The organism is Actibacterium sp. XHP0104, from assembly GCF_025751515.1.
Lineage (GTDB): Bacteria > Pseudomonadota > Alphaproteobacteria > Rhodobacterales > Rhodobacteraceae > Actibacterium_D.
Genome location: NZ_JAOWLE010000006.1, coordinates 77,471 through 99,655, shown reverse-complemented (window position 1 = coordinate 99,655; position 22,185 = coordinate 77,471). Strand labels below are relative to the sequence as shown.

Genomic DNA, 22,185 nt, shown 5'->3' with positions numbered 1-22,185 from the left:
ACAGATAGGCCCATTCGGGCGCGGGGGCCAGAGGCCAAAACGTCACCCTCGTGTGACGATCAGAAGCAGGAGGAAAATCACCGGCACCAACGCCACGGCCGGCAGATAGAGGCCCGGAACGCCCCACAGGAAAAAGCTGACGCCCCAAAGCGCAAGCGCCAGCAGCGTGACCAGATAGATCATGACGGTCTGGCCGGGGCGGCGGGGGGCGGGGGTTGCAGGAATGTCGGCTGTCAGGGTGGTCATGGCGCGTCTCCTTTGATGATGCGCCCTGTATCGCCCGATATAGATATATCTGGTATGTCACATATTGCCGCAGCGCGGCATTAACGCCTAGACCCCCAGCCGCGCCAGAAACCCGCCCAGATCATCGGTGTGATGATGGATATGCGGGGCGGGGCAGGCCGATGGGGCCACATGCACCGTGCGCATTCCCATCTGATGAGGGGCGGCCAGGTTGCGCGGGTCGTCCTCGAACATCGCGGCGGTACCTGGTGTCAGCCCGTCGCGGGCAAAGATCGCCTCGAACGCCGCGCGCTCGGGCTTGGGGCGAAAGCCGGCATGTTCGACCCCGTAAACCGCATCGAACAGCCCCGCCAGCCCGCGCGCCTCGAGCACGCGCTGGGCATAGGGGGCCGACCCGTTGGTATAGACGATCCGCCGCCCCGGCAGGGCCGAGATCGCCGCACGCAGATCGGGGGCGTGGGGCAGGTGGCTGAGATCAATGTCATGCACATGGGTCAGATAGGGCGCCGGGTCGATATCATGCAGCGCCATCAGCCCGGCCAGCGTGGTGCCATATTCGGCCCAATAGACCTGCCGCAGCCGGTCGGCCTCGGCGCGCGGCACACGCAACTCCTGCATCACCCAATCGGTCATGCGCAGTTCGATCTGATCAAACAGCCGCGCCTCGGGCGGATAGAGCGTATTGTCCAGATCAAAGACCCAGGCATTGATATGTGCGAAATCGAGGTTAGGTGATGGTTTCACGTTGCGTCCATTCCAGTGCTGGGCGAATGGTAGCCTTGATTCGTGCCCGATGGCGAGACTAGCCTGTGGGGCCTGAACCGGAGACAGGGATGAAAGATCTGAAACCCGCCCATAAGGACGCCTATGCGCTGATCCTCGATGCGATTGATGTCGGGATCTATAAACCGGGCGACCGGCTGGTCGAAAGCGAACTGGCCGAACGGTTCGGCGTCTCACGCACCCCGGTGCGCGAGGCGTTGCAGCGGTTGGAAACCCAGTCCCTGCTTGCACGCGACGGGCGCAGCCTGATCGTGGCCTCGCTCAATCACAACCAGTTGGCCGAACTTTACGTCGTGCGCGGAGAGCTGGAGGGCCTGGCCGCCCGCCTGGCCGCGCGCCATGCCACGCCCGAGGAAATTCGCGTGCTGGCCGAGATGGTCGAAGGCGATCAGGCGCTGGTGGGTGACCCCAACGCCATGTCGCGCGCCAACCGGCGCTTTCACAAGCAGGTGCATCTGGCCTCGCATAATCATTTCCTGGTGCAGCAGCTTGATCTGGTGCACCGGTCGATGGCGCTGCTGGCCACGACGTCGCTGGCGGCCAAGGGGCGCAGCACCCGCGCGCTTGAGGAGCATCAGGCCATCGTCGATGCGATCCGCGACCGCAACGGCACCGCTGCCTATGAGTCGATGAAATCCCATATCTCGATTTCCTACGAGGAACGCCTGCGTCTGGACGCAGCCGGATACGGCGACGAAACCTAGGCCAGATCGGCCTGATCGTCCGCAACGCCGTGCTGGGTCTTGTCCCAGTAGAACGGGCGCAGCACCAGCTCGAACAGGGCCTTGTAGGCGGCCAGCGTCGCCAGCGGGAAATACAGGAACAGCGTGAACAGCCAGGGCCACAGCCGGCCCTTTTGTGCGCGTCGCAGCGCCACCAGGGCCACGGCGAAATTCACCAGCTCGGTCGTTGTGAACAGCGCGGCAACCACGCTTAGCTCGCGCGGGCCGACGGCGCCATCCAGCGGATGACCCGCACCCGCCGCCAACAGCCAGAACGACCATGTCAGCGGCACCAGCAACGCCTGCACCACTGATCCGATCAGCAAAACCTGCAACGCAATGAACCGCTTGGCCCCCAGGTCACGCCACAGCTGGGCGGGGTTGCGCATATGCACGCTCCAGGTGATGGCAAACCCCTTGATCCAGCGCGACCGCTGCCGCACCCAGGGCCAGACCCGGCAATTGGCCTCTTCATGGGTGACGGTATCGACCACCTCGGTGCGATAGCCGCGCCGGGCCAGCCGCACGCCCAGATCGGCATCCTCGGTGACGTTATGCGCATCCCACGCGCCGATTTCCTCTAGCGCGGCGCGGCGAAAGAACAGCGTCGTGCCACCCAGCGGCACCACCAGCCCCAGCTTGTCGAGGCCGGGCAGGAACATGCGGAACCAGCTGGCATATTCGGCCGTGAAACAGCGCGACATCCAGTTGGTGCGGCTGTTGTAGAAATCAAGCGCGCCTTGCAAACAGGCCACCTCGGGGCCGCGTTGATGAAACAGGGCGACGATCTGGCTGATCTGATCGGGGTCAGGGGCATCTTCGGCGTCATAGATGCCGATGATCGAGCCCTTGCAGAAATCCAGAGCGAAATTCATCGCGCGCGGTTTGGTTTTCAGCCCGCCCTCGGGCACGGTGATGACGCGCATCCAATAGGGCAGGTCGGCCCGGTCCAGCATGGCGCGGGTCTGGGCATCGCCGGCCTCGGTGATCAGGCAGATTTCCAGCAGTTCCTTGGGATAGCTCGTGCGGCCCAGCCGGCGGATCAGCCGGTCGACCACGTCATGTTCGTGAAACAGCGGCACCAGGATCGACACGACCGGCTTGCGCGCGATCGTGGCGGCCCCGCGCACGGGCTGCGACGGCTGCGCCACCATGGCCGAGGCCGCTTTCAGCACCGTTGTCGCGAACATCGTCAACAGCGCCAGCAGCGTCAGAGCGCCCAGCACCGTCACCGGCGCAACCACCGCGCCGAGGGCCAGCAGCCCCAGTGCCAGCGCCAGCACCCGGCGGGGCCGCTGCCCGTACCAAAAGCGGCAGCTGTCCTGCTCGGGCAGGCGGGTCTCGGCCTTTTCCACCAGCCGCCGGTCGCGGCTGGTCAGCAGCGCGTCATGCAGTGGGCGTTCGGGGGCGATGGCCATGATCGGCCGGCCAAAGCTGTGCGGCAGGTTCTGCGCCAGCTCGGCAAACTGGTCGGGCCGGCAGGTCGCGATCACCGTCGCTCCGCCAAGCCGCCGCAGCGGCACCGCGCCCGCGCGCAGGCACGTCACCACGCCCATTTCCTCGACCAGGCGCGGGTCGGGCACCAGTTGCGACGCGGGCACCGGCATGGCGGCATATTGCCGGGCCAGCGCGCGGGTCAGTTGATCTTGGGTCACCAGCCCCAGCGACAGCAGCACGTCGCCCAGCCGCAAGTCGCGGCGGCGCTGGATGAAGAGGGCGCGCTCCAGCTCGTCGGCGCTCAGCGCGCCATCCTCGACCAGCAGCGCGCCCAAAGGGCGCCTGTCCCGGCGCGGGGCGCGCGGCGGGTGCGAGGCGTGGTGAAGGGCGATCGGTTCGGGCATCGCGGTCCAGAGCGTGGCAAGTCAGATGCCACGCTGGGCGCGCGATGGTTAAAATTCGGTTAAACTACAATGAAAACCCGCGTTTTCGGCGCTTGTGCCTCAGGCGCGGGCATCCATCGCGGCCACGAAACGCTCGAACAGGTAATAGCTGTCTTGCGGGCCGGGGCTGGCCTCGGGGTGGTATTGCACCGAGAACACGGGCCGATCGGTCATCGAGATCCCGCAGTTCGAGCCATCAAACAGCGACACATGGGTTTCCTTGACGCCGTCGGGCAGGGTCTGGCTGTCGACCGTAAAGCCGTGGTTCATCGAGGTGATCTCAACCTTGCCCGTGTCCAGATCCTTGACCGGGTGGTTGGCGCCGTGGTGGCCGTGGTTCATCTTGATGGTCTTGGCGCCTAGGGCCAGGGCCAGCATCTGGTGGCCAAGGCAGATGCCGAAAACCGGCAGGTCGGTCTTGTCCAGCACTTCGCGGATCATCGGCACGGCATAGGCACCGGTCGCCGCCGGGTCGCCGGGGCCGTTCGACAGGAACACGCCCTCGGGGTTATGGGCCAGCACCTCTTCGGCGGAGGCGGTGGCGGGTAGAACGGTCACGTCGCAACCGGCCGAGGCCAGGCAGCGCAGGATGTTACGCTTGGCGCCAAAGTCCAGCGCCACGACCTTGCGGCCGGGCGTGCTGCGCTTGGTGTAGCCGTCGGGCCAGGCCCAGCGCATTTCATCCCATTTATAGCTTTGGGCGCAGGTCACGTCCTTGGCCAGATCCAGGCCTTCAAGGCCCGAAAACGCGCGCGCCTTGGCGACCAGCGCCTCGATGTCGAAGTTGCCCTCGGGGTCATGGGCCAGCGCCACATGCGGCGCGCCCTGCTGGCGGATCGCCCGGGTCAGGCGGCGGGTGTCGATGCCGCCGATGCCGATGCGGCCGCGCTTGGCCAGCCAGTCGGTCAGCCGCTCGGTCGAGCGCCAGTTGCTGGGCTCGGTCGGGTCCCATTTCACCACCATGCCCGCGGCGACCGGATCGCCGGTCTCGTCATCCTCGGGGTTCACGCCGGTGTTGCCGATATGCGGGAAGGTAAAGGTCACCACCTGGCCCGCGTAGGACGGGTCGGTCATGATTTCCTGATAGCCGGTCATCGCGGTGTTAAAGCACAGCTCTGCCACCGTATCGCCCGTGGCGCCGAAGCCCTGACCGTAGAATACGGTGCCATCGGCAAGAGTGAGACAGGCGGTGGGGCGGGATTTCTGTGCGGTGGCAGTCATGATGGGCTCCAAAGCTCAAATTGGCCGGAACCTAGGCGCGGGGGGCCACAGGGTCAAGGGGGCAGGGCAAATGCCTTTCCGTTACTTTTCAGGCGGTTGAGAATCTTCTTGCTGCGGTTGCACAGCGCGCCTATTCCCGGTATTTTCAAAAACTCGGACTCACGGGGATGAGAGAACCGGAATGGATATGAGAACGCGCATCGCGGCCGGCCTTAAGGACGCGATGAAAAACAAGGAAGCCGACCGTCTGTCGACGCTTCGGCTGATCAATGCGGCCATCAAGGATATGGATATTGCCCGGCGCGCCGAAGACGGCGACACGGCGGTGACCGACGATGATGTGCTGCAAATCCTTGGCCGCATGGTCAAGCAACGCAAGGAAAGCGCCCGCGCCTATGACGAAGGTGGCCGGATTGATCTGGCCGAACGCGAGCGCGCCGAGATCGAGGTGATCGAGGAGTTCCTGCCCAAGCAGCTGAACGATGCCGAGGTGGCCAAGGCCATCGACACCGCCATCGCGCAGGCCGGGGCCAGCTCGATCCGCGACATGGGCAAGGTGATGGCCGCACTCAAGGCCAAATACACCGGCCAGATGGATTTCGGCAGCGTCGGGCCGATGGTAAAGGATCGCCTGGGCTAAGGCTCGCGACAGCATTGAACGAAAAAGGCGCCCGCTGGGGCGCCTTTTTCATGTCGGGATGCGGGGCAGGGCGGCCAGCCTGATTTCCAGCTCGTCCTTGAGCGCCAGCCGTTCCTCGGGTGTCAGGAAGGCGCCGATCTCGACCTCGCGCGGGCCGCCGCGCAGGGTCAGGTAGTGCTCGACCGGGGCGCCCTTGCCGTGGCGGATTACTGCGATCCAATAGGGATTGGCGTGCCATTCCCTGACCGGGCCGCGCGGCTCGTGCCGGGTCAGCTCGATCCGGTCGGGCCACAGGCGCAGTTCTTCCAGGATCTCGCCATCCTTGTAGGACCGCTCGATCAGATACCAGGTCAGCCCCACCGCCCCCAGCACAAAGGGCAACAGCCCCCACAGCACCGGCGTGCCCAAGGCCGCGATCAGCGGCAGGCTGAGCAGGGCGAACGTGGCCCCGATAAAGATCACGAACCCGCGCCGGGGCAGCGACCGGTAGGGCCACAGGTGCAGCACCGCCAGCGGCGCCGCGCCCTCTGCATGCGAAGAGGCCCCGGAATTCACCGGGGCCCCTGTCAGATCTGTTTCCCATTCATAGGGCATTTAGTGGGCGTGGCCCTTGTCCCATTCTTCCTGCTTGGGGAGCGTCTCGAACGTATGCTCCGGCGGCGGCGAGGACACGGTCCATTCCAGCGTATCGGCGTATTCGTTCCAATAGTTGTTCTCGGTCACGCGCTTGCCTGCGAACAGGGTGTAGGCGACGATGCCGATGAACAGAACGAACGAGGCGAAGGACAGGAAGGCGCCATAGCTCGACAGTTCGTTCCACTTGGCGAAGGCCTCGGGATAGTCGATGTAACGGCGCGGCATGCCCTGGCGGCCCAGGAAGTGCTGCGGGAAGAAGGTCAGGTTCGCACCGATGAAGAACATCCAGAAGTGCAGCTTGCCCAGCATCTCGGGATACTGACGGCCCGACATCTTGCCGATGTAGTAGTAGACACCCGCGAAGATACACGAGGCCGCACCCAGCGACATGGTGTAGTGGAAGTGCGCAACCACATAGTAGGTGTCGTGATAGGCGCGGTCGATACCGGCCTGCGCGAGCACGATGCCGGTCACACCGCCCACGGTGAACAGGAACAGGAAGCCCATCGCGAACAGCATCGGCGTCTTGAATTCAACCGAGCCGCCCCACATCGTCGCGATCCACGAGAAGATCTTGATGCCTGTTGGCACCGCGATCACCATGGTGGCCAGCATGAAGTACGACTGCTGGGTCAGCGACATGCCGACGGTGTACATGTGGTGCGCCCACACGACAAAGCCCAGAACGCCGATACCGACCATCGCGTAGACCATCGGCAGGTAGCCGAAGATGGGCTTGCGCGAGAAGGTGGCGATCACGTGGCTGGCAATGCCAAAGCCGGGCACGATCACGATGTACACTTCGGGGTGACCGAAGAACCACAGGATGTGCTGGTACAGGATCGGGTCACCGCCGCCGGCAGGCGAGAAGAAGGTGGTGCCGAAGTTACGGTCGGTCAGCAGCATGGTGATGGCGCCGGCCAGAACGGGCAGCGACAGCAGGATCAGCCACGAGGTGACAAAGATCGACCAGGCGAACAGCGGAACCTTGTGCAGGGTCATGCCCGGGGTGCGCATGTTCAGGAAGGTGGTGATCATGTTGATCGCGCCCAGGATCGAGCTGGCGCCCGACACGTGCACGGCAAAGATCGCCAGATCCATCGAATAGCCGCCCTCGTTGGTCGACAGCGGCGGATACAGAACCCAGCCAACACCCGAGCCCAGCTGGTCGTTGCCGCCGGGGCTGAGAACCGACAGAACGGCCAGCGTGGTGCCGGTCACATACAGCCAGTACGACAGGTTGTTGAGGCGCGGGAAGGCCATGTCCGGTGCGCCGATCTGCAGCGGCATGAAGAAGTTGCCGAAACCGCCGAACAGCGCCGGAATAACCACGAAGAACATCATAAGGATGCCGTGGCCGGTGATCAGAACGTTCCACAAGTGGCCGTTCGGGGTACACTCGCCCGCGGCAGCAGCCGTGAAACGCGCGCCCTCAAGGCACATATACTGGACGCCCGGCTCCATCAGCTCCAGACGCATGTAGACCGTGAAGCAGACCGAAATGAAGCCCACGATACCTGCGGTGAAGAGATAGAGAATCCCGATGTCTTTATGATTCGTCGACATGAACCAGCGGGTAAAGAACCCCCGCTTGTCATGTCCGTCGTGGCTATGAATGGCTGCGTCGGCCATGCGTTGCCTCCCGTTCCTAATGTTAATGCAGGCGAACACGGGGGTTCGCCGCAAGTTTCCCTGACCCTGCTTTTAGTGTGCGCAGACAGACTGGGCAATGCTCCGTTACGCTTTCGCGACGGATTTCCCTCATTATAACAGCCGTTTTGCGACACTGGTCGCCGCGCAAATTACCGGTTGGGGCGCTAAAATCAACACGGATCGTGAATATGTCCGCCAGATGCGGGTTTAGCCGGCGGGGTCGTCTGTAAAGATTCGCCCGAAACTGGCCATCAGCGCCACGTCGAGATCGGCCATCGTCACCGGCAGGCCCAGATCGACCAGGCTGGTCACGCCATGCTCTCGGATGCCGCAGGGGACGATGCCGCCGAAATGGTCGAGATCAGGTTCGACATTGATCGAGATGCCGTGAAAGCTGACCCATTTGCGCAGCCGGATGCCGATGGCGGCGATCTTGTCCTCGCGCGGGGTGCCGTCGGCGTTCAGCGGTTTGTCGTTGCGGGTGACCCAGACCCCGACACGGCCTTCGCGGATCTCGCCCTTGATGTTGAATTCGTCCAGCGTGGCGATCACCCAGCTTTCAAGCTGATGCACGAACCGCCGCACGTCATGGCCGCGCTTGCCCACATCCAGCATCACATAGGCCACGCGCTGGCCGGGGCCGTGATAGGTATACTGCCCGCCGCGCTTGGTGTCATAGACCGGAAAGCGGTCGGGGTCGGTCAGGTCTTCGCGCCGGGCCGAGGTGCCGGCGGTGTAAAGCGGCGGGTGCTCGACCAGCCAGATCAGCTCGTCCGCGCGGCCCTCGGCAATGGCGGCGGCGCGTTCTTCCATAAAGGCGACCGCATCATCGTAATCGGTCAGCCCGTCCGTTGTGCGCCATTCGACCATATCAGGGTCTCCTATTCCTGCCTTGACAGGCCGCGGGGCCGAGTCCGACAATGATCCTTTGACGGCGAAATGCCGAACCTCTGCTCTTCGGGCATTCCGCCAGCCCCCTTTCGGGGGCTTTCAGGGAGTGATGCCATGTTCAGCAAACAGATTACAATGTCCATTCTAGCTGCCAGTCTCGCCGTGTCCGTGCCTGCGGGCCGCGCCGCGGCCGATGCCGGCGACGCGCTTGCCGGCGGGATCATCGGCGGGATCATCGGCGGCGCGATCGTCAAGGAATCGAACAAGCCCAAGCGCCAGACCTACACCACACGTCACGTGCCCTCGGCCACGCGCGCCCAGAATGCCGAGGTGCAGACCTCGCTCAACTACTTCGGCTTCGCGGCTGGTTCGCCCGACGGGGTGCTGGGGCGCAACTCGCGCACGGCGATTTCGCAATATCAGGTGTTCATGGGCTATCCGCCCTCGGGATACCTGACCGATTACGAACGCAGCTTCCTGGTGTCGTCCTATCACCGCGCGATCACGGGTGGGGCGGCCACCACGCAGCTGGTTGCGCAAAACCAGATGGGCACGCGCGGGCTGCTCAAGGCCTATCAGCAAGAGGCCGCAGGCATTCCGCCCACCATGGCCACCACCCCGATGGCACCGCAAACGCCGCTGCCCCAACAGCAGGGCACCATGGCCTTTGCCCCTGTCGAAGAGGCCGCGCCTCAAACACCCGCCTTGCCGAATTTCGTCGCCCAGTCCGGCCGGCCCTCGCTGGCCTCGCATTGCAACAAGGTCAGCCTGCTGACCAACAGCAATGGCGGCTTTACCACCCAGGCCGCGATGACCGACGCCAATTTTGCGCTGAACGAACAGTTCTGCCTGGCGCGCACCTATGCCATCGCCCGGGGCGAGGAACTGGCCCAGCAGGTTCAGGGCTTCTCCAGCGACCAGATCGCCCAGCAATGTGCGGGCTTTGGTCCGGCGATGAAGGAACATGTCGCCGCGCTGTCGCTGAAACCGCAGGCTGAGGTGTTGCAGGGCGTGGGCGGGTTCATCCTGAACTCGGGCATGTCGCTGGAACAACTGGCCGGCACCGCGCGGATCTGCCTGTCCGTGGGCTATCGCACCGATGACATGGACGTGGCGCTGGGCTCGGCGCTGTTGCTGACGGCGCTGGGTGAACAGCCCTATGGCGAACTGATGGGCCACCACCTGGCTCAGGGCTTTGGCGCGACCCGCCGGCCCGACCTGGCGCTGACCTGGTATCAGTCGGCCTCGGACGCCATCGACAATGGCGCAACGCCGGTCTTTGCCCCCGGCCAGCCCGAGCGTAACAGCCTGATCATGAACGCCGCCTACCAGATCAACGGCCGCGCCGCGGGGCCCGCGCAATCTGCCGCGCCGCAACCCGCATCGCTGCCGTCATTCTCGATCGCGAACTAGGCCCGCGATACCGGTACAGGGGCGCCCGGCGCGCCCCTGCAAGCCGCGCGAAAAAGGCGCATAATTCCTCTTCACATCATCGGGGCAAGCCGTTATGTAACCGCGCACCACCAGATCGTGCGGTCGTGGCGGAATTGGTAGACGCGCAGCGTTGAGGTCGCTGTGGGGTAACTCCCGTGGAAGTTCGAGTCTTCTCGACCGCACCAACACTCTCCTGAATATCTTGTAGATCACTTTGTGGGCATGGCCGTGGCCATGCTCCTGTTACGTTGTCATGTCACGGGTTGTCCTTACGGCTTTCGTTGACATGAACAGTGATTCATGTTTCATAATTGGCAAGGCGCAAAGTCGTCTGACAGCAGGAGGACACCCCAGATGAAAAAGATTCTAATGGCTGGCGCGGCGATTATCGCCCTTGCCGCCCCGGCGATGGCGGAAATCCGCATCGCCCATGTCTATGGCAAGACCGGCCCGTTCGAGGCCTATGCCGCGCAATCGCACAACGGCCTGATGATGGGGCTGGAATATGCCACCGGCGGCACGATGGAAGTGAACGGCGAAAAGATCGTCGTGATCGAGAAAGACACTCAGCTGAAACCCGACCTGGGCAAGGCGCTGCTGGCCGAGGCTTACGGCGACGATGACGCGCAGATCGCCGTTGGGCCGGTCAGCTCGGGCGTGGCGCTGGCGATGCTGCCCGTGGCCGAAGAATATGAGCGCGTGCTGATCGTCGAACCCGCCGTGGCGGATTCGATCACCGGCGAGAACTGGAACCGCTTTGTCTTCCGCACCGGGCGCAACTCGTCGCAGGATGCGATCTCGAATGCTGTTGCCCTGGGCGGCGAGGGCGTGACCATCGCCACTCTGGCGCAGGACTATGCCTTTGGTCGCGATGGCGTGGCCGCTTTCCGCGAGGCGCTGGAGGCCACCGGCGCCAAGGTCGCGCATGAGGAATACGTGCCCACCGACACCACCGATTTCACCGCCGCGGCCGAGCGTATCTTTACCGCGATGAAGGATATCGAGGGCGAGAAAAAGCTGTTCATCATCTGGGCCGGCGGCGGCAACCCGATGAGCAAGGTGCAGGCGATGGACCCGTCGCGCTTTGGGCTTGAGATCGCCACGGGGGGCAACATCCTGGCCGCGCTCAAGGCCTACAAGGATTTCCCCGGCATGGAAGGCGCGACCTATTACTATTACGAGATCCCGCAAAACCCGGTGAACGCCTGGCTGGTGGACGAGCATTTCAAACGCTACGACTCGCCGCCAGACTTCTTTACTGCGGGCGGCATGGCCGCTGGCATCGCCGTGGTCGAGGCCATCAAGGCCGCTGGCGGCGCCGATGACACCGACGCCCTGATCGCCGCAATGGAAGGGATGGAATTTGAGACGCCCAAGGGCAAGATGAAGTTCCGCCCCGAAGATCACCAGGCCATGCAGTCCATGTATCACTTCCGCACCGAGGTGCAGGAGGGCAAGGATTACGGCGTGCCGGTCCTGGTGCGTGAAATCGGCATGGATGAGATGAACATCCCGATCCGCAACCAATAAGCGGATCAGCGCGGGCGTCCGGCTCCTCTCGGGCGCCCGCATTGTACTTAATCGGATGGATGCCATGACCCAGACGCTTCTGGAAACGGACGGGCTGACCGTGCGCTTTGGCGGCCATGTGGCCGTCGACCATGTCAGCTGTGCCTTTCACGCCGGGGAACTGACGGCGATCGTCGGGCCGAACGGTGCGGGCAAGACGACCTATTTCAACCTGATCTCGGGGCAGATCCCGGCAACCGAGGGCCGCGTCCGCCTGATGGGCGAGGACATCACCCGCGCCTCGGTGGCCGACCGCTGCCGCAAGGGCCTGGGCCGGGCGTTTCAGCTGACCAACCTCTTTCCCAATCTCAGCGTTCTGGAAAACGTGCGGCTGGTGATCCAGGCGCATCGCAACAAGGGCTTCAGCCTGTTCTCGATGGCCGCCTCGCATACCGAGCTGACGACCGAGGCCATGGCCGTGCTGGAACGGGTCAAGCTGGACCATCTGAAAGACAAGAACGTGTCAGAGCTGAGCCACGGCAACCAGCGCAAGCTGGAGGTGGCGATGCTGATCGCGCTGGATCCGATGGTCTACATGTTCGACGAACCCACCGCCGGGATGAGCGCCGACGAGGCCCCCGTGGTGCTGGACCTGATCGCCGAGCTGAAGGCCGAGCGCGAGCGCACCATCCTGCTGGTCGAGCACAAGATGGACGTGATCCGCACCCTGGCCGACCGCATCATCGTTCTGCACAACGGCGCGCTGGCCGCCGATGGCGACCCGGCCACGGTGATGGCCTCGGACGTGGTGCAAGAGGCCTATATGGGCAAGGAGCTGACCGATGTCTGACCCGATCCTCACATTGTCGGGCGTGCAGACCGACATCGCGCAATACCACATCCTGCAAGGGGTCGACCTGACCGTGCCGCGCGGCGGGGTGACCATGCTGTTGGGCCGCAACGGGGTGGGCAAGACCACCACCTTGCGCACCATCATCGGCCATTGGCAGGCCCGTGCCGGCACCATCACCTTTGACGGGCAGGACATCACCGCCATGCCCACCCCCGCGCGCGCCCGCGCCGGGATCGGGTTCGTGCCCGAGGACATGGGCATCTTTTCCGACCTCACCGTCGAGGAAAACATGATCCTCGCCGCCGCATCCGGGCCGCTGGACAGCGCCCGGCTGGACTGGATCTTTTCGGTGTTTCCGCCGCTGAAAACCTTTTGGCGCGCGGCCGCGGGCAACCTGTCGGGCGGGCAGAAACAGATGCTGTCGATCGCCCGCGCCATGGCCGAGGACCGCGCGCTGTATCTGATTGACGAGCCGACCAAGGGCCTTGCGCCCGCGATCATCTCGACCATGGCGGGGGCGCTGCGCGATCTGAAAAATCAGGGCGCGTCGATCCTGCTGGTCGAACAGAATTTCTCGGTCGCCAAGGCGCTGGGCGATACCGTCGCCGTGATGGAAGACGGGCGTATCAACTGGACCGGCCAGATGGCCGAGCTGGCGAACGACGCCGCCCTGCAGGAACGCCTGATGGGCCTCAGCATGGAGGCGCACTGATGTCAGCCGCACCCGATCATACCCCCACTTTCGCGCAGATTTCGCTGTCGGAGCGGATCGGCAAGGCCGCGCCGCTGTTGCTGGTGCCGGTCATGGTGGCGCTGGGCTTTCTGGCCATCGGCAGCCCCAGCAGCTGGCTGACCCTGACCGTGTCGGGCCTGGCCATGGGCATGATGATCTTCATCATGGCCTCGGGGCTGACGCTGGTCTTTGGCCTGATGGATGTCATCAACTTCGGCCACGGCGCCTTTATTTCGGTCGGTGCCTTTGTCGGTATCTCGGTGCTGCTGGTGCTGGGCAGTTGGACCGGCGCGCCCTCGCTGGCGCTGAACGTCGCCGCCGTGATGCTGGCGGTGATCGCCGCGATGATCATCACCGGCGCGCTGGGCTGGGCGTTTGAACGGGTCATCGTGCGCCCGGTCTACGGCGCGCATCTCAAACAGATCCTCGTCACCGTCGGCGGGCTGATCGTGATCGAACAGATGATCCACGTGATCTGGGGCCCAGACGAGATTTTCCTGACCCGCCCCGAAACCCTGAAGGGCGCGTTCACATTCGCAGGCGCCGCGATCGAGAAATACCGCCTGCTGGCCGTCGTCTTTGGCCTGGTGCTGTTCGTCGCGATGCGGCTGGTGTTCAAGCGTACCAAGATCGGCCTGATCGTGCGCGCGGGTGTGCAGAACGGCGAGATGGTGCAGGCGCTGGGCTATCGCCTGCGGCTGGTGTTCATCGGCGTGTTCATCGCGGGCTCGGCGCTGGCCGGTCTGGGCGGCGTGATGTGGGGCCTGTACCAAGAGGTCATCACCGCCGGCATGGGCGAGGAAATGATGATCCTGGTGTTCATCGTGGTGATCATCGGCGGCCTTGGCTCGGTCGAAGGGGCGTTCATCGGTGCGCTCTTGGTGGGACTCTTGCAGAACTACATTGCCTTTCTCGAACCCAAGCTGGCGCTGGTGTCGAACATCGCGCTGATGACCGCGGTCCTGATGTGGCGGCCGCAAGGCATGATGCCCGTAGTGAAGGCGAAATAAGATGCTGATCAACATTCTTTCCGGCGACAAGCCGCGCTCGGTGATCTTGACGGTTCTGCTGCTGGGCATCCTGGTGGCGCTGGCCTTTGCGCCGTTCCTGTTTCCCGGCGTGCGATCGCTGGAAACGGCGGCGCGGATCTGCATATTCATCGTGCTGGTGGCCAGCTATGACCTGCTGTTGGGCTATGGCGGCATCGTCAGTTTCGCCCATACGATGTTCTTTGGCCTTGGCGCCTATGGCGTGGCGCTGGCATCGGAAAACATGGGCCGCGGCTGGGGATCGCTGGCCGTAGGTACGGTCGCGGGGGCGGTCGCGGCGGCGGTGCTGGCGCTGGTGATCGGGCTGTTCTCTCTGCGGGTGCGGGCGATCTTTTTCGCGATGATCACGCTGGCGGTGGCCTCGGCCGTGGCGGTGCTGGTCAGCCAGCTGTCGGGCATCACCGGCGGCGAAGACGGGCTGAACTATTCCATCCCGCGTGAACTGACCCCGGCCTTTCGTCTGGGCGAATTTCTGGGCGTCAAGATCAACGGCAAGCTCTTGAACTATTACCTGGTGTTCTTTGCCTCGCTGGCGCTGTTCCTGATGCTGCTGCGAGTGGTGAATTCGCCCTTTGGCCGGGTGTTGCAAGCGATCCGCGAGAACGATTTCCGGGCCGAGGCGATCGGCTATCGCGTCATCTACTACCGCATCGCCGCCACCTGCCTGTCGGCCGCCGTTGCCGCGCTGGCGGGCAGCATCTTTGCGATCTGGCTGCGCTATGTCGGGCCCGATACCACGCTGTCCTTCGAGATCATGCTGGATATCCTGCTGATGGTGGTGATCGGCGGCATGGGCACGATGTATGGCGCGGTGCTGGGGGCGACGATTTTCGTGCTGGCGCAGAACTATCTGCAAAACCTGATGGGCGCCGCGTCCGAGGCCACGACCGGCCTGCCGCTGATCCCCGACCTGCTGAATCCCGACCGGTGGCTGCTGTGGCTGGGCGTGCTGTTCATCCTTAGCGTCTATTTCTTTCCCACTGGAATCGTGGGCCGCCTGCGCGAGGGCCGCCGCGCGTGACGGCCCCCGTGATCGTCTTTCTGCATGGCTGGACCATGTGCGGCGCGGTGTTCGGCGACATTCGCGCCGCGCTGTCGCCCGAGTTCACCAGCCTGGCCCCCGACATGCCCGGCCATTGTGCCTCCGCCGACGAACCGCCCAGCCTGACCCATGCCGCGCAGATGGTCGAGGATCTGCTGGCCGGGCAGGGGGGCAAGGCCGTTCTGGTGGGCTGGTCGATGGGGGCGGCGGTGGCGTGGCATTACATCCGCCAATTCGGCACGTCCCGTCTGGCCGGGCTGGTCACGCTGGACATGAGCCCGCGCATTGTCAGCACCCCCGACTGGCCGCATGGGCTGCTGGGGCAGACCGCCCAGGATGTCGCGGCCAGCTCTGCCCGTATGGCGCGCGACTGGCCGGGCCTGGCGGCGGCGATCTCGGCCACGATGTTCGCCCGCCCGGCTCAGGGGCAGCCGCCGCTGCGCGACTGGGCCGAGGCGCAGATCCTGCGCCATGACCCCGACCATATGCGCGCCCTGTGGCAGGACATGGTGATGATGGATTGCCGCGATGTGATCGGCCGGATCGACCTGCCCTATATCGCGGCCTATGGCGGCCAAAGCCGCGTCTATCCCGCCAGCGCGGCCACTTGGCTGGCCGACACCGCGCCGCAGGGCAGGGTGCATGAATTCGCCCGCTCGGGCCATTCGCCGCATCTGGAGCAGCCCGATGAATTCGCCGCGCTGATCCGCGATTTCGCCCGCAGCCTCTAGCCGCGCACGTCCTTGGCCTTGACCAGCGAGCGCCCCTCGCACAGCACGGTGCCGTCAGGCGTGGTGCAGCAGGCCCAGAGATCGACCAGATGCTTTTCGGGCCGCAGCCGGGTGATTTTCACCTGTGCCGTCAGATCGACGCCCAATGGCGCGGGGGCGCGGAACTGCAATTCCTGTTTCAGGTAATTCGTGCCGGGGCCGGGCAGGTGCACACCCAAGAGATACGAGAACAGCGCCGCGATCAGCGGCTCGGGCACGCTGTCGGGGGCGTCGATCCCGGCAAGACCCGCAAACAGGGCCATGTCCTCGGCGCTATAGCGGCGGGTCACTTCTGCGATCTGATCCAGTTCCATCATTCCACCTCTGCCCGTCCGATCAGCAATTCGGCCCCATCCGCCACCCGCGCGGCGCAGACATGCAGCATGCCGGGCGCCTTGCCGGAGATCGACAGCTCGACCGGCTCGCCCGCGAAAGTGGGGTTGGGGAACATCATTTCCTGGCTGATCTGCCGCGTGCCGGGGCGGCTGCGTAGGATCAGGCCCCACAATTTGGTATAGATCAGCATCCCATGGCTGACCGTGCGCCCAAAGGTGGTTTCCGACGAAAACACCGGATCGACATGGATCGGGTTGTCATCGCCCGAGACCTGCGCGAAGGCGTCGAATTCATCTTGGGACGGGGTCCAGATTTCACGCACATCCATTAAGCCATCTCCCTCAGATCGGGTTTGCGCACCTTGCCCGAGGCGGTGCGCGGAAAATCTTCGACCAGTGTGACCGTGGCCGGCACCTTGTAGGGCGCGATCCGGTCGCGGCACCAGGCGCGCAGGGCGGCCGGATCGGGCGCGGCGCCGGGGCGCGCGATGACAAAGGCCGCACCGACCTCGCCCCATTTGGCATCCGCCACGCCGATCACCGCGGCCTCGAGCACATCGGGATGGGCGTTCAGCACACGCTCGACTTCGGCGGGATAGACGTTTTCCCCGCCCGAGATGAACATATCCTTGATCCGGTCAACGATGAAGACATAGCCGTCCGCGTCGCGCCGCCCCACATCGCCCGTGGCCAGCCAGCCGTCGGGGGTAAAGGTCTTGGCGGTCGCGGCGTCATTGTTGAAATAACCGGGTGTGATATTGGGGCCGCGCAGCTGGATCTCGCCCTCGCCGGGCTGGCCGTCGGGCACGCCCGCCAGACGGCAATCGGTCAGCATCTGCGCCCGCCCGACCGAGCCGATCTTTTCCGCCGCGCGCGCCGGGTCCATCAGGAACACGGTCGGCCCGGTTTCGGTCATGCCGAACCCGTTGAGAACCTTGGCGCCCAGATCGGCAAAGAAATGGATCAGCGGCTCGGGCAGCGGCGCGCCGCCACAGCCGCAGCGAATGGCGTGCCAGTCGATCTGCCGCGTCTCGGGCATCAGGCTGAAGGCCTGATAGATCGCGGGCACGCCAAAGAACTGGTTCACCTCGCCCGCCGCAATCAGGCGCAAGAGGGTCTCGGGCTCGAACTTGGGCAGGATCACCGACCGCCCGCCGGTCAGGAACACCGGCAGGGTGTAAAGATTGATGCCGGCGGTGTGAAACAGCGGCAGGAAATTCACCGACCGCGCCTCTGATGTCAGCCCGGTGGCCTGGCCGATATTCACCGCATTGGCCCAGGCCATGCGCGCGGTCTGGATCACCGCCTTGGGCAGGCCGGTCGTGCCCGAGGTGAACAGCAGATACCAGGGCCGCGTCGCCGGGATGTCGGCCCGCAGGGCAGGGCCGCCCGCCGCGATCCACCCGGCCAGATCGGTGTTGATGCCAAAGACCCGCAGCCCGCAGACGGCCGCGACCTGCCGGGCCAGATCGGCATGGGTGCCGCCATGGATGATCGCGCGCGCGCCCACCGGGCCAAGGGTTTCGATCAGCTCGGGCGCGGGTTGGCGCCAGTTGAGCGGGCAGAGGATGATCCCGGTTTTCTGGCAGGCAAAGAGGGTGATAAAGAACTCGGCCCGGTTCAGGCACAGGATGGCCAGCCGGTCGCCCGCCGCCAGCCCGGCCTGTGTCAGCCCATGCGCGACCGCATCGGCGGCATCGTTGACCTGGGCAAAGCTCCAGTCGCGGCCGCTGTTGTCATCGCGAAAGGCCAGCGCGTCGGGCGAGATCTCGGCCCGCTTGGCGGCCATGTCGGGGATCATGTCAAACATCGGGGGCACTCGGGGCAGGGCGGACAAAGCGTTCCATCCGGGCGGCCACGTCCGGGCGGGTGATGCGGGCGACAAAGGCCCGTGTCTCGGCGGCAAGGCGCTGTTCCAAAAGGGCGCGGCGGGGCGCGTCCCAGATCACCGCCTTGGCGGCCAGCCGCGTGCCGATATCGAGATCGCCCAGCAGGGCGATGGCGTGGTCTTCGGGCGTATCGGACAGATCGGCCGCCAGACCCGTCGCGGGCAGGGCGGGGGCCATCACCCGCTGATCGGCGTTCAGCCAGCTGCGCGCGGAGGCAATGCCGATCAGCTCGGGCAACAGCGCCGCCCAGCCGCCATCGGGGGCAAACCCCATCCGCGCGTAATAGGGTTGGATAAAGACATCGGGCGCCACCACGGCCAGATCGGCCGCGAATAACAGACCCGCCGACCCGCCTGTAATCGCGCCGCGCGCCGCCACTGCGACCAGCGCCGGCATCGACACCAGACGCAGCACCAGTTCCTGCAAGGGCGGCACCACCTGCATCGCATAGGCCTGGGCCTCGCCCCGTTTTGCCGCTGCCAGAAACGCCGCCACATCGCCACCGGTCGAGAAATTGCGCCCACCCGACAGCAGCACCGCCTGCGCATCGGCGCATTGATCAAGCGCGGCGTGCAGATCGGCCAGCAGCCCCGGTTCCAGCGCGTTGGCGCGCGGTGCGGTCAGCCGGATATGCGCCAGCCGCGCGCCGTTGGGCAGATCGGAAAATGTCAGCCCGACCCGGTCGGTCATGGCTCCAGCCCCGTTCGGATCAGGGCAAAGGCCTCGTCCACGACCCGGTCGATATCCGGCTCGGCCTCCCAGATCACAAAGCGCTCGCCCAGCGTCTTGGCCATGCCCATCAGCGCCCAGGCGCGGATCTCGGCATCGCCGGGGCGCAGCTCGCCCGCGGCGGCGGCGGCGGCCAGCTGGGATTCATAAGCCTTTGCAAAGCTGGTGAAATAGGCGCGATAGGCGTCGGGATCGACAAACCGTGCCTCTTCGACGATCTGATAGAGCGACGGGCGCTTGGCGACGAACCGCAAAAAGGCGCGCAGGCCATCCTGCTCGGCCTGCAACCGGTCCGAGGCCTCGGACACCGCGCGCGTGACGATCGTGCGGGTGATGCGGCCCATCTCGAGAACCAGCTCACGAAAAATTTCCTCTTTGCTGGCGAAATAGATGTAGAATGTTCCCTGCGCGGTTCCGGCCTCGCGGGTGATGTCGGCGATAGAGGCGGCGGTAAAGCCCTTTTCCCCGATCACCGTTTCCGCGGCGCTGAGGATCTGCGCGCGTCGTTCGACGCCACGTTTGGTCTTGGGGAGTGCGGTTGGGGTGCTCATGACACATGAATAATGATTCATGTTTCATTTTGCAATCTGTTTCCAAGCCCGCCGATGCGCGGGTTGATGCCCAGACAGGCCGGCCGCAGACCCTCAAGACCCCTGAATTTGGCACATGGCGGAAATGTGCAGCAAAATGTCGGTTTTGACGGAAGGTTTTCATTGCGAAAAATACAACGTTGATATGTGGTTCAAAAATGTTACCGTTTGGTCAAGAATTGTGTGACCACAAACGGCGCCCGTCAGAGGCGCGAAACAACAGGAGATAGGTGTGCCCACCGCATCCGATGACGGATTCGTGGTCTTCGACCGCGTACAGAAAAGCTACGACGGCGAAACTCTTGTCGTCAAAGACCTCAATCTTTCCATCGCCAAGGGCGAGTTTCTGACGATGCTCGGCCCCTCGGGGTCAGGCAAGACGACCTGCCTGATGATGCTGGCCGGGTTTGAAACCGCCACCCATGGCGACATCCTGCTGGATGGAAAGCCGATCAACAACATTCCGCCCCACAAGCGCGGCATCGGCATGGTGTTTCAGAACTATGCGCTGTTCCCGCACATGACCGTGGCCGAGAACCTGGCCTTCCCGCTGGAGGTGCGCAAGATCGGCAAATCCGACCGCGACGCCAAGGTCAAACGCGCGCTGGACATGGTGCAGATGGGCGCATTCGGCGGCCGTCGCCCAGCGCAGCTGTCTGGCGGCCAGCAGCAGCGGATCGCCCTGGCGCGTGCCCTGGTGTTCGAGCCCGAGCTGGTGCTGATGGATGAACCGCTGGGCGCGCTGGACAAGCAGCTGCGCGAACACATGCAGTTCGAGATCACCCGCCTGGCGCACGAACTGGGCATCACCACCGTCTATGTGACCCACGACCAGACCGAGGCGCTGACCATGTCGGACAATGTCGCGGTGTTCGACGATGGCCGCATTCAACAGCTCGCCCCGCCGGATGAGCTGTATGAGGCGCCGCAGAACAGTTTCGTTGCCCAGTTCATCGGTGAGAACAACACGCTGGAAGGCACGATCAAGGAAATCAAGGGCACCGAGGCGCTGGTCACGCTGGATGGAGGCGAGATCATCGTCGCCAAGCCGGTCAATGTCAGCAAGCCGGGCGAACGCACGCGGGTATCGATCCGCCCCGAACGGGTCGAATACAACAAGGACCGCCTGCATGCCGACGCGCATACGCTCAAGGCCGAGGTGCTGGAGTTCATCTATATGGGTGACATCTTCCGCACGCGCCTGCGTGTCGCCGGCAACGACAACTTTGTCATCAAGACCCGTAACGCCCCCGATCAGCGCCGCCTGACACCCGGCGAGACGATCGAGATCGGCTGGCTGCCGGAAGATTGCCGCGCGCTCGACGCCTGAGCGCGGGGCGCGCAACATGGCCCGGATCCGGCCCGAGGATCACAGGCTGAACAAGATAAATCGGGCGCTCAACATGGAGAAGAACATATGAAACTGAAAACCCTTATGCTGTCTGGTGGCGCCCTTGCGGCGCTTGCCGTGTCGGCCTATGCGGCTGGTCATGGCAACATGGCCGGCAGCATGACGATCGTGTCCTGGGGCGGCGCATACCAGAAAAGCCAGATCAACGCCTATTCGGCGCCTTACCAGGCGATGAATGACGGGCTCGAGGTGATCTGGGATGAAAGCTCGAACGAGGCCGTGGCCAAGATGCGCGCCATGTACGAGGCCGGCAATGTGACCTGGGATCTGGTCGATGTCGAAGGCCCCGACGCCACCCGTCTGTGTGACGAAGGCCTGGCGATGGAGATCGACTTTGAAACCATGCTGGCGCCGGGCGATGATGGCTCGACCCCCGCAGATGATTTCGGCGACAGCCTGATCAACGACTGCTTTATCCCGCAGATCGTGTTCTCGACCACCTTCGGCTATCGCACCGATGTCGAGGCCTGGGGCGGCAACGCGCCCGATGACCTGTGCGACGTGTTCGATCTCGAGGCCTTCCCGGGCAAGCGCGCCCTGGAGAAACGCCCCAAGAAGAACATCGAATGGGCGCTGCTGTGCGATGGCGTGGCCAAGGACGACCTTTATGACGTGCTCGACGGAGAAGGCGGCGTGGAACGTGCGCTGGCCAAGCTCGACACCATCAAGGACCAGGTTGTCTGGTGGTCGGCCGGTGCCGAAACCCCGCAGCTTCTGGCCGACGGCGAGGTCGTGATGGGCTCGACCTATAACGGTCGTCTGTTCTCGGTGATCGAAGAGCAGAAACAGCCCGTGGCCATGCTGTGGGACTATCAGGTGTTCGATTTCGACGGCTGGATCATTCCCAAGGATCTGCCCGATGACCGCCTGGCCCGCGTGCTGGATTTCGTGAAATACGCCACCGACACCCAGCGCCTGGCCGATCAGGCCAAGTACATCTCGTACGGCCCGGCCCGCGCCTCGTCGCAGCCGCTGGTTTCGACCCATGCCGATCTGGGCATCGAAATGGCGCCGCACATGCCCACCAACCCGGCCAACGCCCAGCGTTACCTGGTGAACAACCTCGAATGGTGGGCCGACAACCAGGATGACGTGGAAACCAAGTTCCAGGCCTGGCTGGCGCAATAAGCCGCGCGAACGAACAGGGCAGGGGCCGACACCGGCCCCTG

The 22,185-nt window shown here is 64.4% G+C and carries 23 protein-coding genes and 1 tRNA gene; 12 read left to right on the top strand and 12 right to left on the bottom strand.

The window, feature by feature from the left end; genetic code table 11:
- Window positions 1-42: 42 nt before the first annotated feature.
- The gene (locus tag OE856_RS10990; RefSeq protein WP_263716162.1) at window positions 43-246 is read right to left on the bottom strand and encodes a hypothetical protein; all 204 of its coding nucleotides are present in this window, start codon (window positions 244-246) and stop codon (window positions 43-45) included.
- Window positions 247-333: 87 nt separating this feature from the next.
- Window positions 334-990, bottom strand: a complete 657-nt coding sequence (locus OE856_RS10985) for a pyrimidine 5'-nucleotidase (RefSeq protein WP_263716161.1) — start codon at window positions 988-990, stop codon at window positions 334-336.
- A gap of 89 nt (window positions 991-1,079) precedes the next feature.
- Here OE856_RS10985 and OE856_RS10980 point away from each other — a divergent pair, with 89 nt between their 5' ends.
- Window positions 1,080-1,733 carry a GntR family transcriptional regulator gene (locus OE856_RS10980; RefSeq protein ID WP_263716160.1) on the top strand — a complete coding sequence of 218 codons (654 nt, stop codon included), beginning with the start codon at window positions 1,080-1,082 and terminating at the stop codon, window positions 1,731-1,733.
- On the opposite strand, the gene OE856_RS10975 is transcribed toward OE856_RS10980, so the two are convergent.
- Window positions 1,730-3,592, bottom strand: a complete 1,863-nt coding sequence (locus OE856_RS10975) for a glycosyltransferase (RefSeq protein WP_263716159.1) — start codon at window positions 3,590-3,592, stop codon at window positions 1,730-1,732. The genes OE856_RS10980 and OE856_RS10975 overlap by 4 nt on opposite strands.
- Before the next feature lie 99 nt (window positions 3,593-3,691).
- Window positions 3,692-4,852 (bottom strand): glutamine-hydrolyzing carbamoyl-phosphate synthase small subunit, encoded by a 1,161-nt coding sequence (gene carA / locus OE856_RS10970; protein ID WP_263716158.1) that lies wholly within the window; start codon window positions 4,850-4,852, stop codon window positions 3,692-3,694.
- A gap of 181 nt (window positions 4,853-5,033) precedes the next feature.
- On the opposite strand from carA, the gene OE856_RS10965 reads away from it, so the two are divergent.
- Window positions 5,034-5,492: a GatB/YqeY domain-containing protein gene (locus OE856_RS10965; RefSeq protein WP_263716157.1), complete on the top strand. Its 459-nt coding sequence runs from the start codon at window positions 5,034-5,036 to the stop codon at window positions 5,490-5,492.
- 48 nt (window positions 5,493-5,540) lie between these two features.
- Here OE856_RS10965 and OE856_RS10960 read toward each other — a convergent pair whose 3' ends face one another.
- The 3 genes from OE856_RS10960 to lipB form a co-directional block, all read right to left on the bottom strand.
- Complete coding sequence (locus tag OE856_RS10960; protein ID WP_412174882.1) at window positions 5,541-6,086, bottom strand: DUF2244 domain-containing protein; 546 nt, start codon at window positions 6,084-6,086, stop codon at window positions 5,541-5,543.
- On the bottom strand, window positions 6,087-7,760 hold the full coding sequence (locus OE856_RS10955; RefSeq protein WP_263716155.1) for a cytochrome c oxidase subunit 1: 1,674 nt from the start codon (window positions 7,758-7,760) through the stop codon (window positions 6,087-6,089). It lies immediately after the preceding gene.
- Window positions 7,761-7,988: 228 nt separating this feature from the next.
- Complete coding sequence (gene lipB, locus OE856_RS10950) at window positions 7,989-8,651, bottom strand: lipoyl(octanoyl) transferase LipB (protein WP_263716154.1); 663 nt, start codon at window positions 8,649-8,651, stop codon at window positions 7,989-7,991.
- Window positions 8,652-8,807: 156 nt separating this feature from the next.
- Here lipB and OE856_RS10945 point away from each other — a divergent pair, with 156 nt between their 5' ends.
- The 8 genes from OE856_RS10945 (at window position 8,808) to OE856_RS10910 (ending at window position 16,023) form a co-directional block, all read left to right on the top strand.
- The gene (locus tag OE856_RS10945) at window positions 8,808-10,085 is read left to right on the top strand and encodes a peptidoglycan-binding protein (RefSeq protein WP_263716153.1); all 1,278 of its coding nucleotides are present in this window, start codon (window positions 8,808-8,810) and stop codon (window positions 10,083-10,085) included.
- A 119-nt stretch (window positions 10,086-10,204) separates the two neighbouring features.
- A tRNA-Leu gene (locus OE856_RS10940) sits at window positions 10,205-10,291 on the top strand.
- Window positions 10,292-10,460: 169 nt separating this feature from the next.
- Entirely contained in the window at window positions 10,461-11,636 is a 1,176-nt protein-coding gene (locus OE856_RS10935) for a substrate-binding domain-containing protein (protein ID WP_263716152.1), read from the top strand.
- 64 nt (window positions 11,637-11,700) lie between these two features.
- Window positions 11,701-12,465 carry an ABC transporter ATP-binding protein gene (locus tag OE856_RS10930; protein WP_263716151.1) on the top strand — a complete coding sequence of 255 codons (765 nt, stop codon included), beginning with the start codon at window positions 11,701-11,703 and terminating at the stop codon, window positions 12,463-12,465.
- Window positions 12,458-13,180: an ABC transporter ATP-binding protein gene (locus OE856_RS10925; RefSeq protein ID WP_263716150.1), complete on the top strand. Its 723-nt coding sequence runs from the start codon at window positions 12,458-12,460 to the stop codon at window positions 13,178-13,180. Before OE856_RS10930 ends, OE856_RS10925 begins: the two co-directional genes overlap by 8 nt.
- A complete protein-coding gene (locus OE856_RS10920) occupies window positions 13,180-14,211 on the top strand; it encodes a branched-chain amino acid ABC transporter permease (protein ID WP_263716149.1) in 1,032 nt (343 codons plus the stop codon). Before OE856_RS10925 ends, OE856_RS10920 begins: the two co-directional genes overlap by 1 nt.
- 1 nt (window position 14,212) lies before the next feature.
- A complete protein-coding gene (locus OE856_RS10915; RefSeq protein WP_263716148.1) occupies window positions 14,213-15,271 on the top strand; it encodes a branched-chain amino acid ABC transporter permease in 1,059 nt (352 codons plus the stop codon).
- Window positions 15,268-16,023, top strand: coding sequence for an alpha/beta fold hydrolase (locus OE856_RS10910; protein ID WP_263716147.1), 756 nt, complete (start codon window positions 15,268-15,270; stop codon window positions 16,021-16,023). The genes OE856_RS10915 and OE856_RS10910 overlap by 4 nt, the downstream gene beginning before the upstream one ends.
- On the opposite strand, the gene OE856_RS10905 is transcribed toward OE856_RS10910, so the two are convergent.
- From OE856_RS10905 to OE856_RS10885, 5 genes are read right to left on the bottom strand one after another with little or no spacing between them, the layout of a single operon-like run.
- Window positions 16,020-16,379: a phosphate acetyltransferase gene (locus OE856_RS10905; protein WP_263716146.1), complete on the bottom strand. Its 360-nt coding sequence runs from the start codon at window positions 16,377-16,379 to the stop codon at window positions 16,020-16,022. The two genes, OE856_RS10910 and OE856_RS10905, sit on opposite strands and share 4 nt — an antisense overlap.
- Entirely contained in the window at window positions 16,376-16,726 is a 351-nt protein-coding gene (locus tag OE856_RS10900; RefSeq protein WP_263716145.1) for a MaoC family dehydratase, read from the bottom strand. Before OE856_RS10900 ends, OE856_RS10905 begins: the two co-directional genes overlap by 4 nt.
- Window positions 16,726-18,207, bottom strand: a complete 1,482-nt coding sequence (locus OE856_RS10895; RefSeq protein WP_263716144.1) for a class I adenylate-forming enzyme family protein — start codon at window positions 18,205-18,207, stop codon at window positions 16,726-16,728. Before OE856_RS10895 ends, OE856_RS10900 begins: the two co-directional genes overlap by 1 nt.
- Entirely contained in the window at window positions 18,200-18,976 is a 777-nt protein-coding gene (locus OE856_RS10890; protein ID WP_263716143.1) for an enoyl-CoA hydratase/isomerase family protein, read from the bottom strand. The genes OE856_RS10895 and OE856_RS10890 overlap by 8 nt, the downstream gene beginning before the upstream one ends.
- The gene (locus OE856_RS10885) at window positions 18,973-19,566 is read right to left on the bottom strand and encodes a TetR/AcrR family transcriptional regulator (protein ID WP_263716142.1); all 594 of its coding nucleotides are present in this window, start codon (window positions 19,564-19,566) and stop codon (window positions 18,973-18,975) included. Before OE856_RS10885 ends, OE856_RS10890 begins: the two co-directional genes overlap by 4 nt.
- 271 nt (window positions 19,567-19,837) lie before the next feature.
- Here OE856_RS10885 and OE856_RS10880 point away from each other — a divergent pair, with 271 nt between their 5' ends.
- Window positions 19,838-20,935, top strand: coding sequence for an ABC transporter ATP-binding protein (locus OE856_RS10880; RefSeq protein WP_263716141.1), 1,098 nt, complete (start codon window positions 19,838-19,840; stop codon window positions 20,933-20,935).
- Window positions 20,936-21,022: 87 nt separating this feature from the next.
- A complete protein-coding gene (locus OE856_RS10875; RefSeq protein ID WP_263716140.1) occupies window positions 21,023-22,144 on the top strand; it encodes an extracellular solute-binding protein in 1,122 nt (373 codons plus the stop codon).
- The last annotated feature ends 41 nt before the right edge of the window (window positions 22,145-22,185 follow it).

What these genes read in the sequence shown, in the direction of transcription:
- OE856_RS10990 (WP_263716162.1), bottom strand. Translation starts at nt 246, where the DNA reads ATGACCACCCTGACAGCCGACATTCCTGCAACCCCCGCCCCCCGCCGC.
- OE856_RS10980 (WP_263716160.1), top strand. Translation starts at nt 1,080, where the DNA reads ATGAAAGATCTGAAACCCGCCCATAAGGACGCCTATGCGCTGATCCTC.
- OE856_RS10975 (WP_263716159.1), bottom strand. Translation starts at nt 3,592, where the DNA reads ATGCCCGAACCGATCGCCCTTCACCACGCCTCGCACCCGCCGCGCGCC.
- carA (WP_263716158.1), bottom strand. Translation starts at nt 4,852, where the DNA reads ATGACTGCCACCGCACAGAAATCCCGCCCCACCGCCTGTCTCACTCTT.
- OE856_RS10965 (WP_263716157.1), top strand. Translation starts at nt 5,034, where the DNA reads ATGGATATGAGAACGCGCATCGCGGCCGGCCTTAAGGACGCGATGAAA.
- OE856_RS10960 (WP_412174882.1), bottom strand. Translation starts at nt 6,086, where the DNA reads ATGCCCTATGAATGGGAAACAGATCTGACAGGGGCCCCGGTGAATTCC.
- OE856_RS10955 (WP_263716155.1), bottom strand. Translation starts at nt 7,760, where the DNA reads ATGGCCGACGCAGCCATTCATAGCCACGACGGACATGACAAGCGGGGG.
- lipB (WP_263716154.1), bottom strand. Translation starts at nt 8,651, where the DNA reads ATGGTCGAATGGCGCACAACGGACGGGCTGACCGATTACGATGATGCG.
- OE856_RS10945 (WP_263716153.1), top strand. Translation starts at nt 8,808, where the DNA reads ATGTCCATTCTAGCTGCCAGTCTCGCCGTGTCCGTGCCTGCGGGCCGC.
- OE856_RS10935 (WP_263716152.1), top strand. Translation starts at nt 10,461, where the DNA reads ATGAAAAAGATTCTAATGGCTGGCGCGGCGATTATCGCCCTTGCCGCC.
- OE856_RS10930 (WP_263716151.1), top strand. Translation starts at nt 11,701, where the DNA reads ATGACCCAGACGCTTCTGGAAACGGACGGGCTGACCGTGCGCTTTGGC.
- OE856_RS10925 (WP_263716150.1), top strand. Translation starts at nt 12,458, where the DNA reads ATGTCTGACCCGATCCTCACATTGTCGGGCGTGCAGACCGACATCGCG.
- OE856_RS10920 (WP_263716149.1), top strand. Translation starts at nt 13,180, where the DNA reads ATGTCAGCCGCACCCGATCATACCCCCACTTTCGCGCAGATTTCGCTG.
- OE856_RS10915 (WP_263716148.1), top strand. Translation starts at nt 14,213, where the DNA reads ATGCTGATCAACATTCTTTCCGGCGACAAGCCGCGCTCGGTGATCTTG.
- OE856_RS10905 (WP_263716146.1), bottom strand. Translation starts at nt 16,379, where the DNA reads ATGATGGAACTGGATCAGATCGCAGAAGTGACCCGCCGCTATAGCGCC.
- OE856_RS10900 (WP_263716145.1), bottom strand. Translation starts at nt 16,726, where the DNA reads ATGGATGTGCGTGAAATCTGGACCCCGTCCCAAGATGAATTCGACGCC.
- OE856_RS10895 (WP_263716144.1), bottom strand. Translation starts at nt 18,207, where the DNA reads ATGTTTGACATGATCCCCGACATGGCCGCCAAGCGGGCCGAGATCTCG.
- OE856_RS10890 (WP_263716143.1), bottom strand. Translation starts at nt 18,976, where the DNA reads ATGACCGACCGGGTCGGGCTGACATTTTCCGATCTGCCCAACGGCGCG.
- OE856_RS10885 (WP_263716142.1), bottom strand. Translation starts at nt 19,566, where the DNA reads ATGAGCACCCCAACCGCACTCCCCAAGACCAAACGTGGCGTCGAACGA.
- OE856_RS10875 (WP_263716140.1), top strand. Translation starts at nt 21,023, where the DNA reads ATGAAACTGAAAACCCTTATGCTGTCTGGTGGCGCCCTTGCGGCGCTT.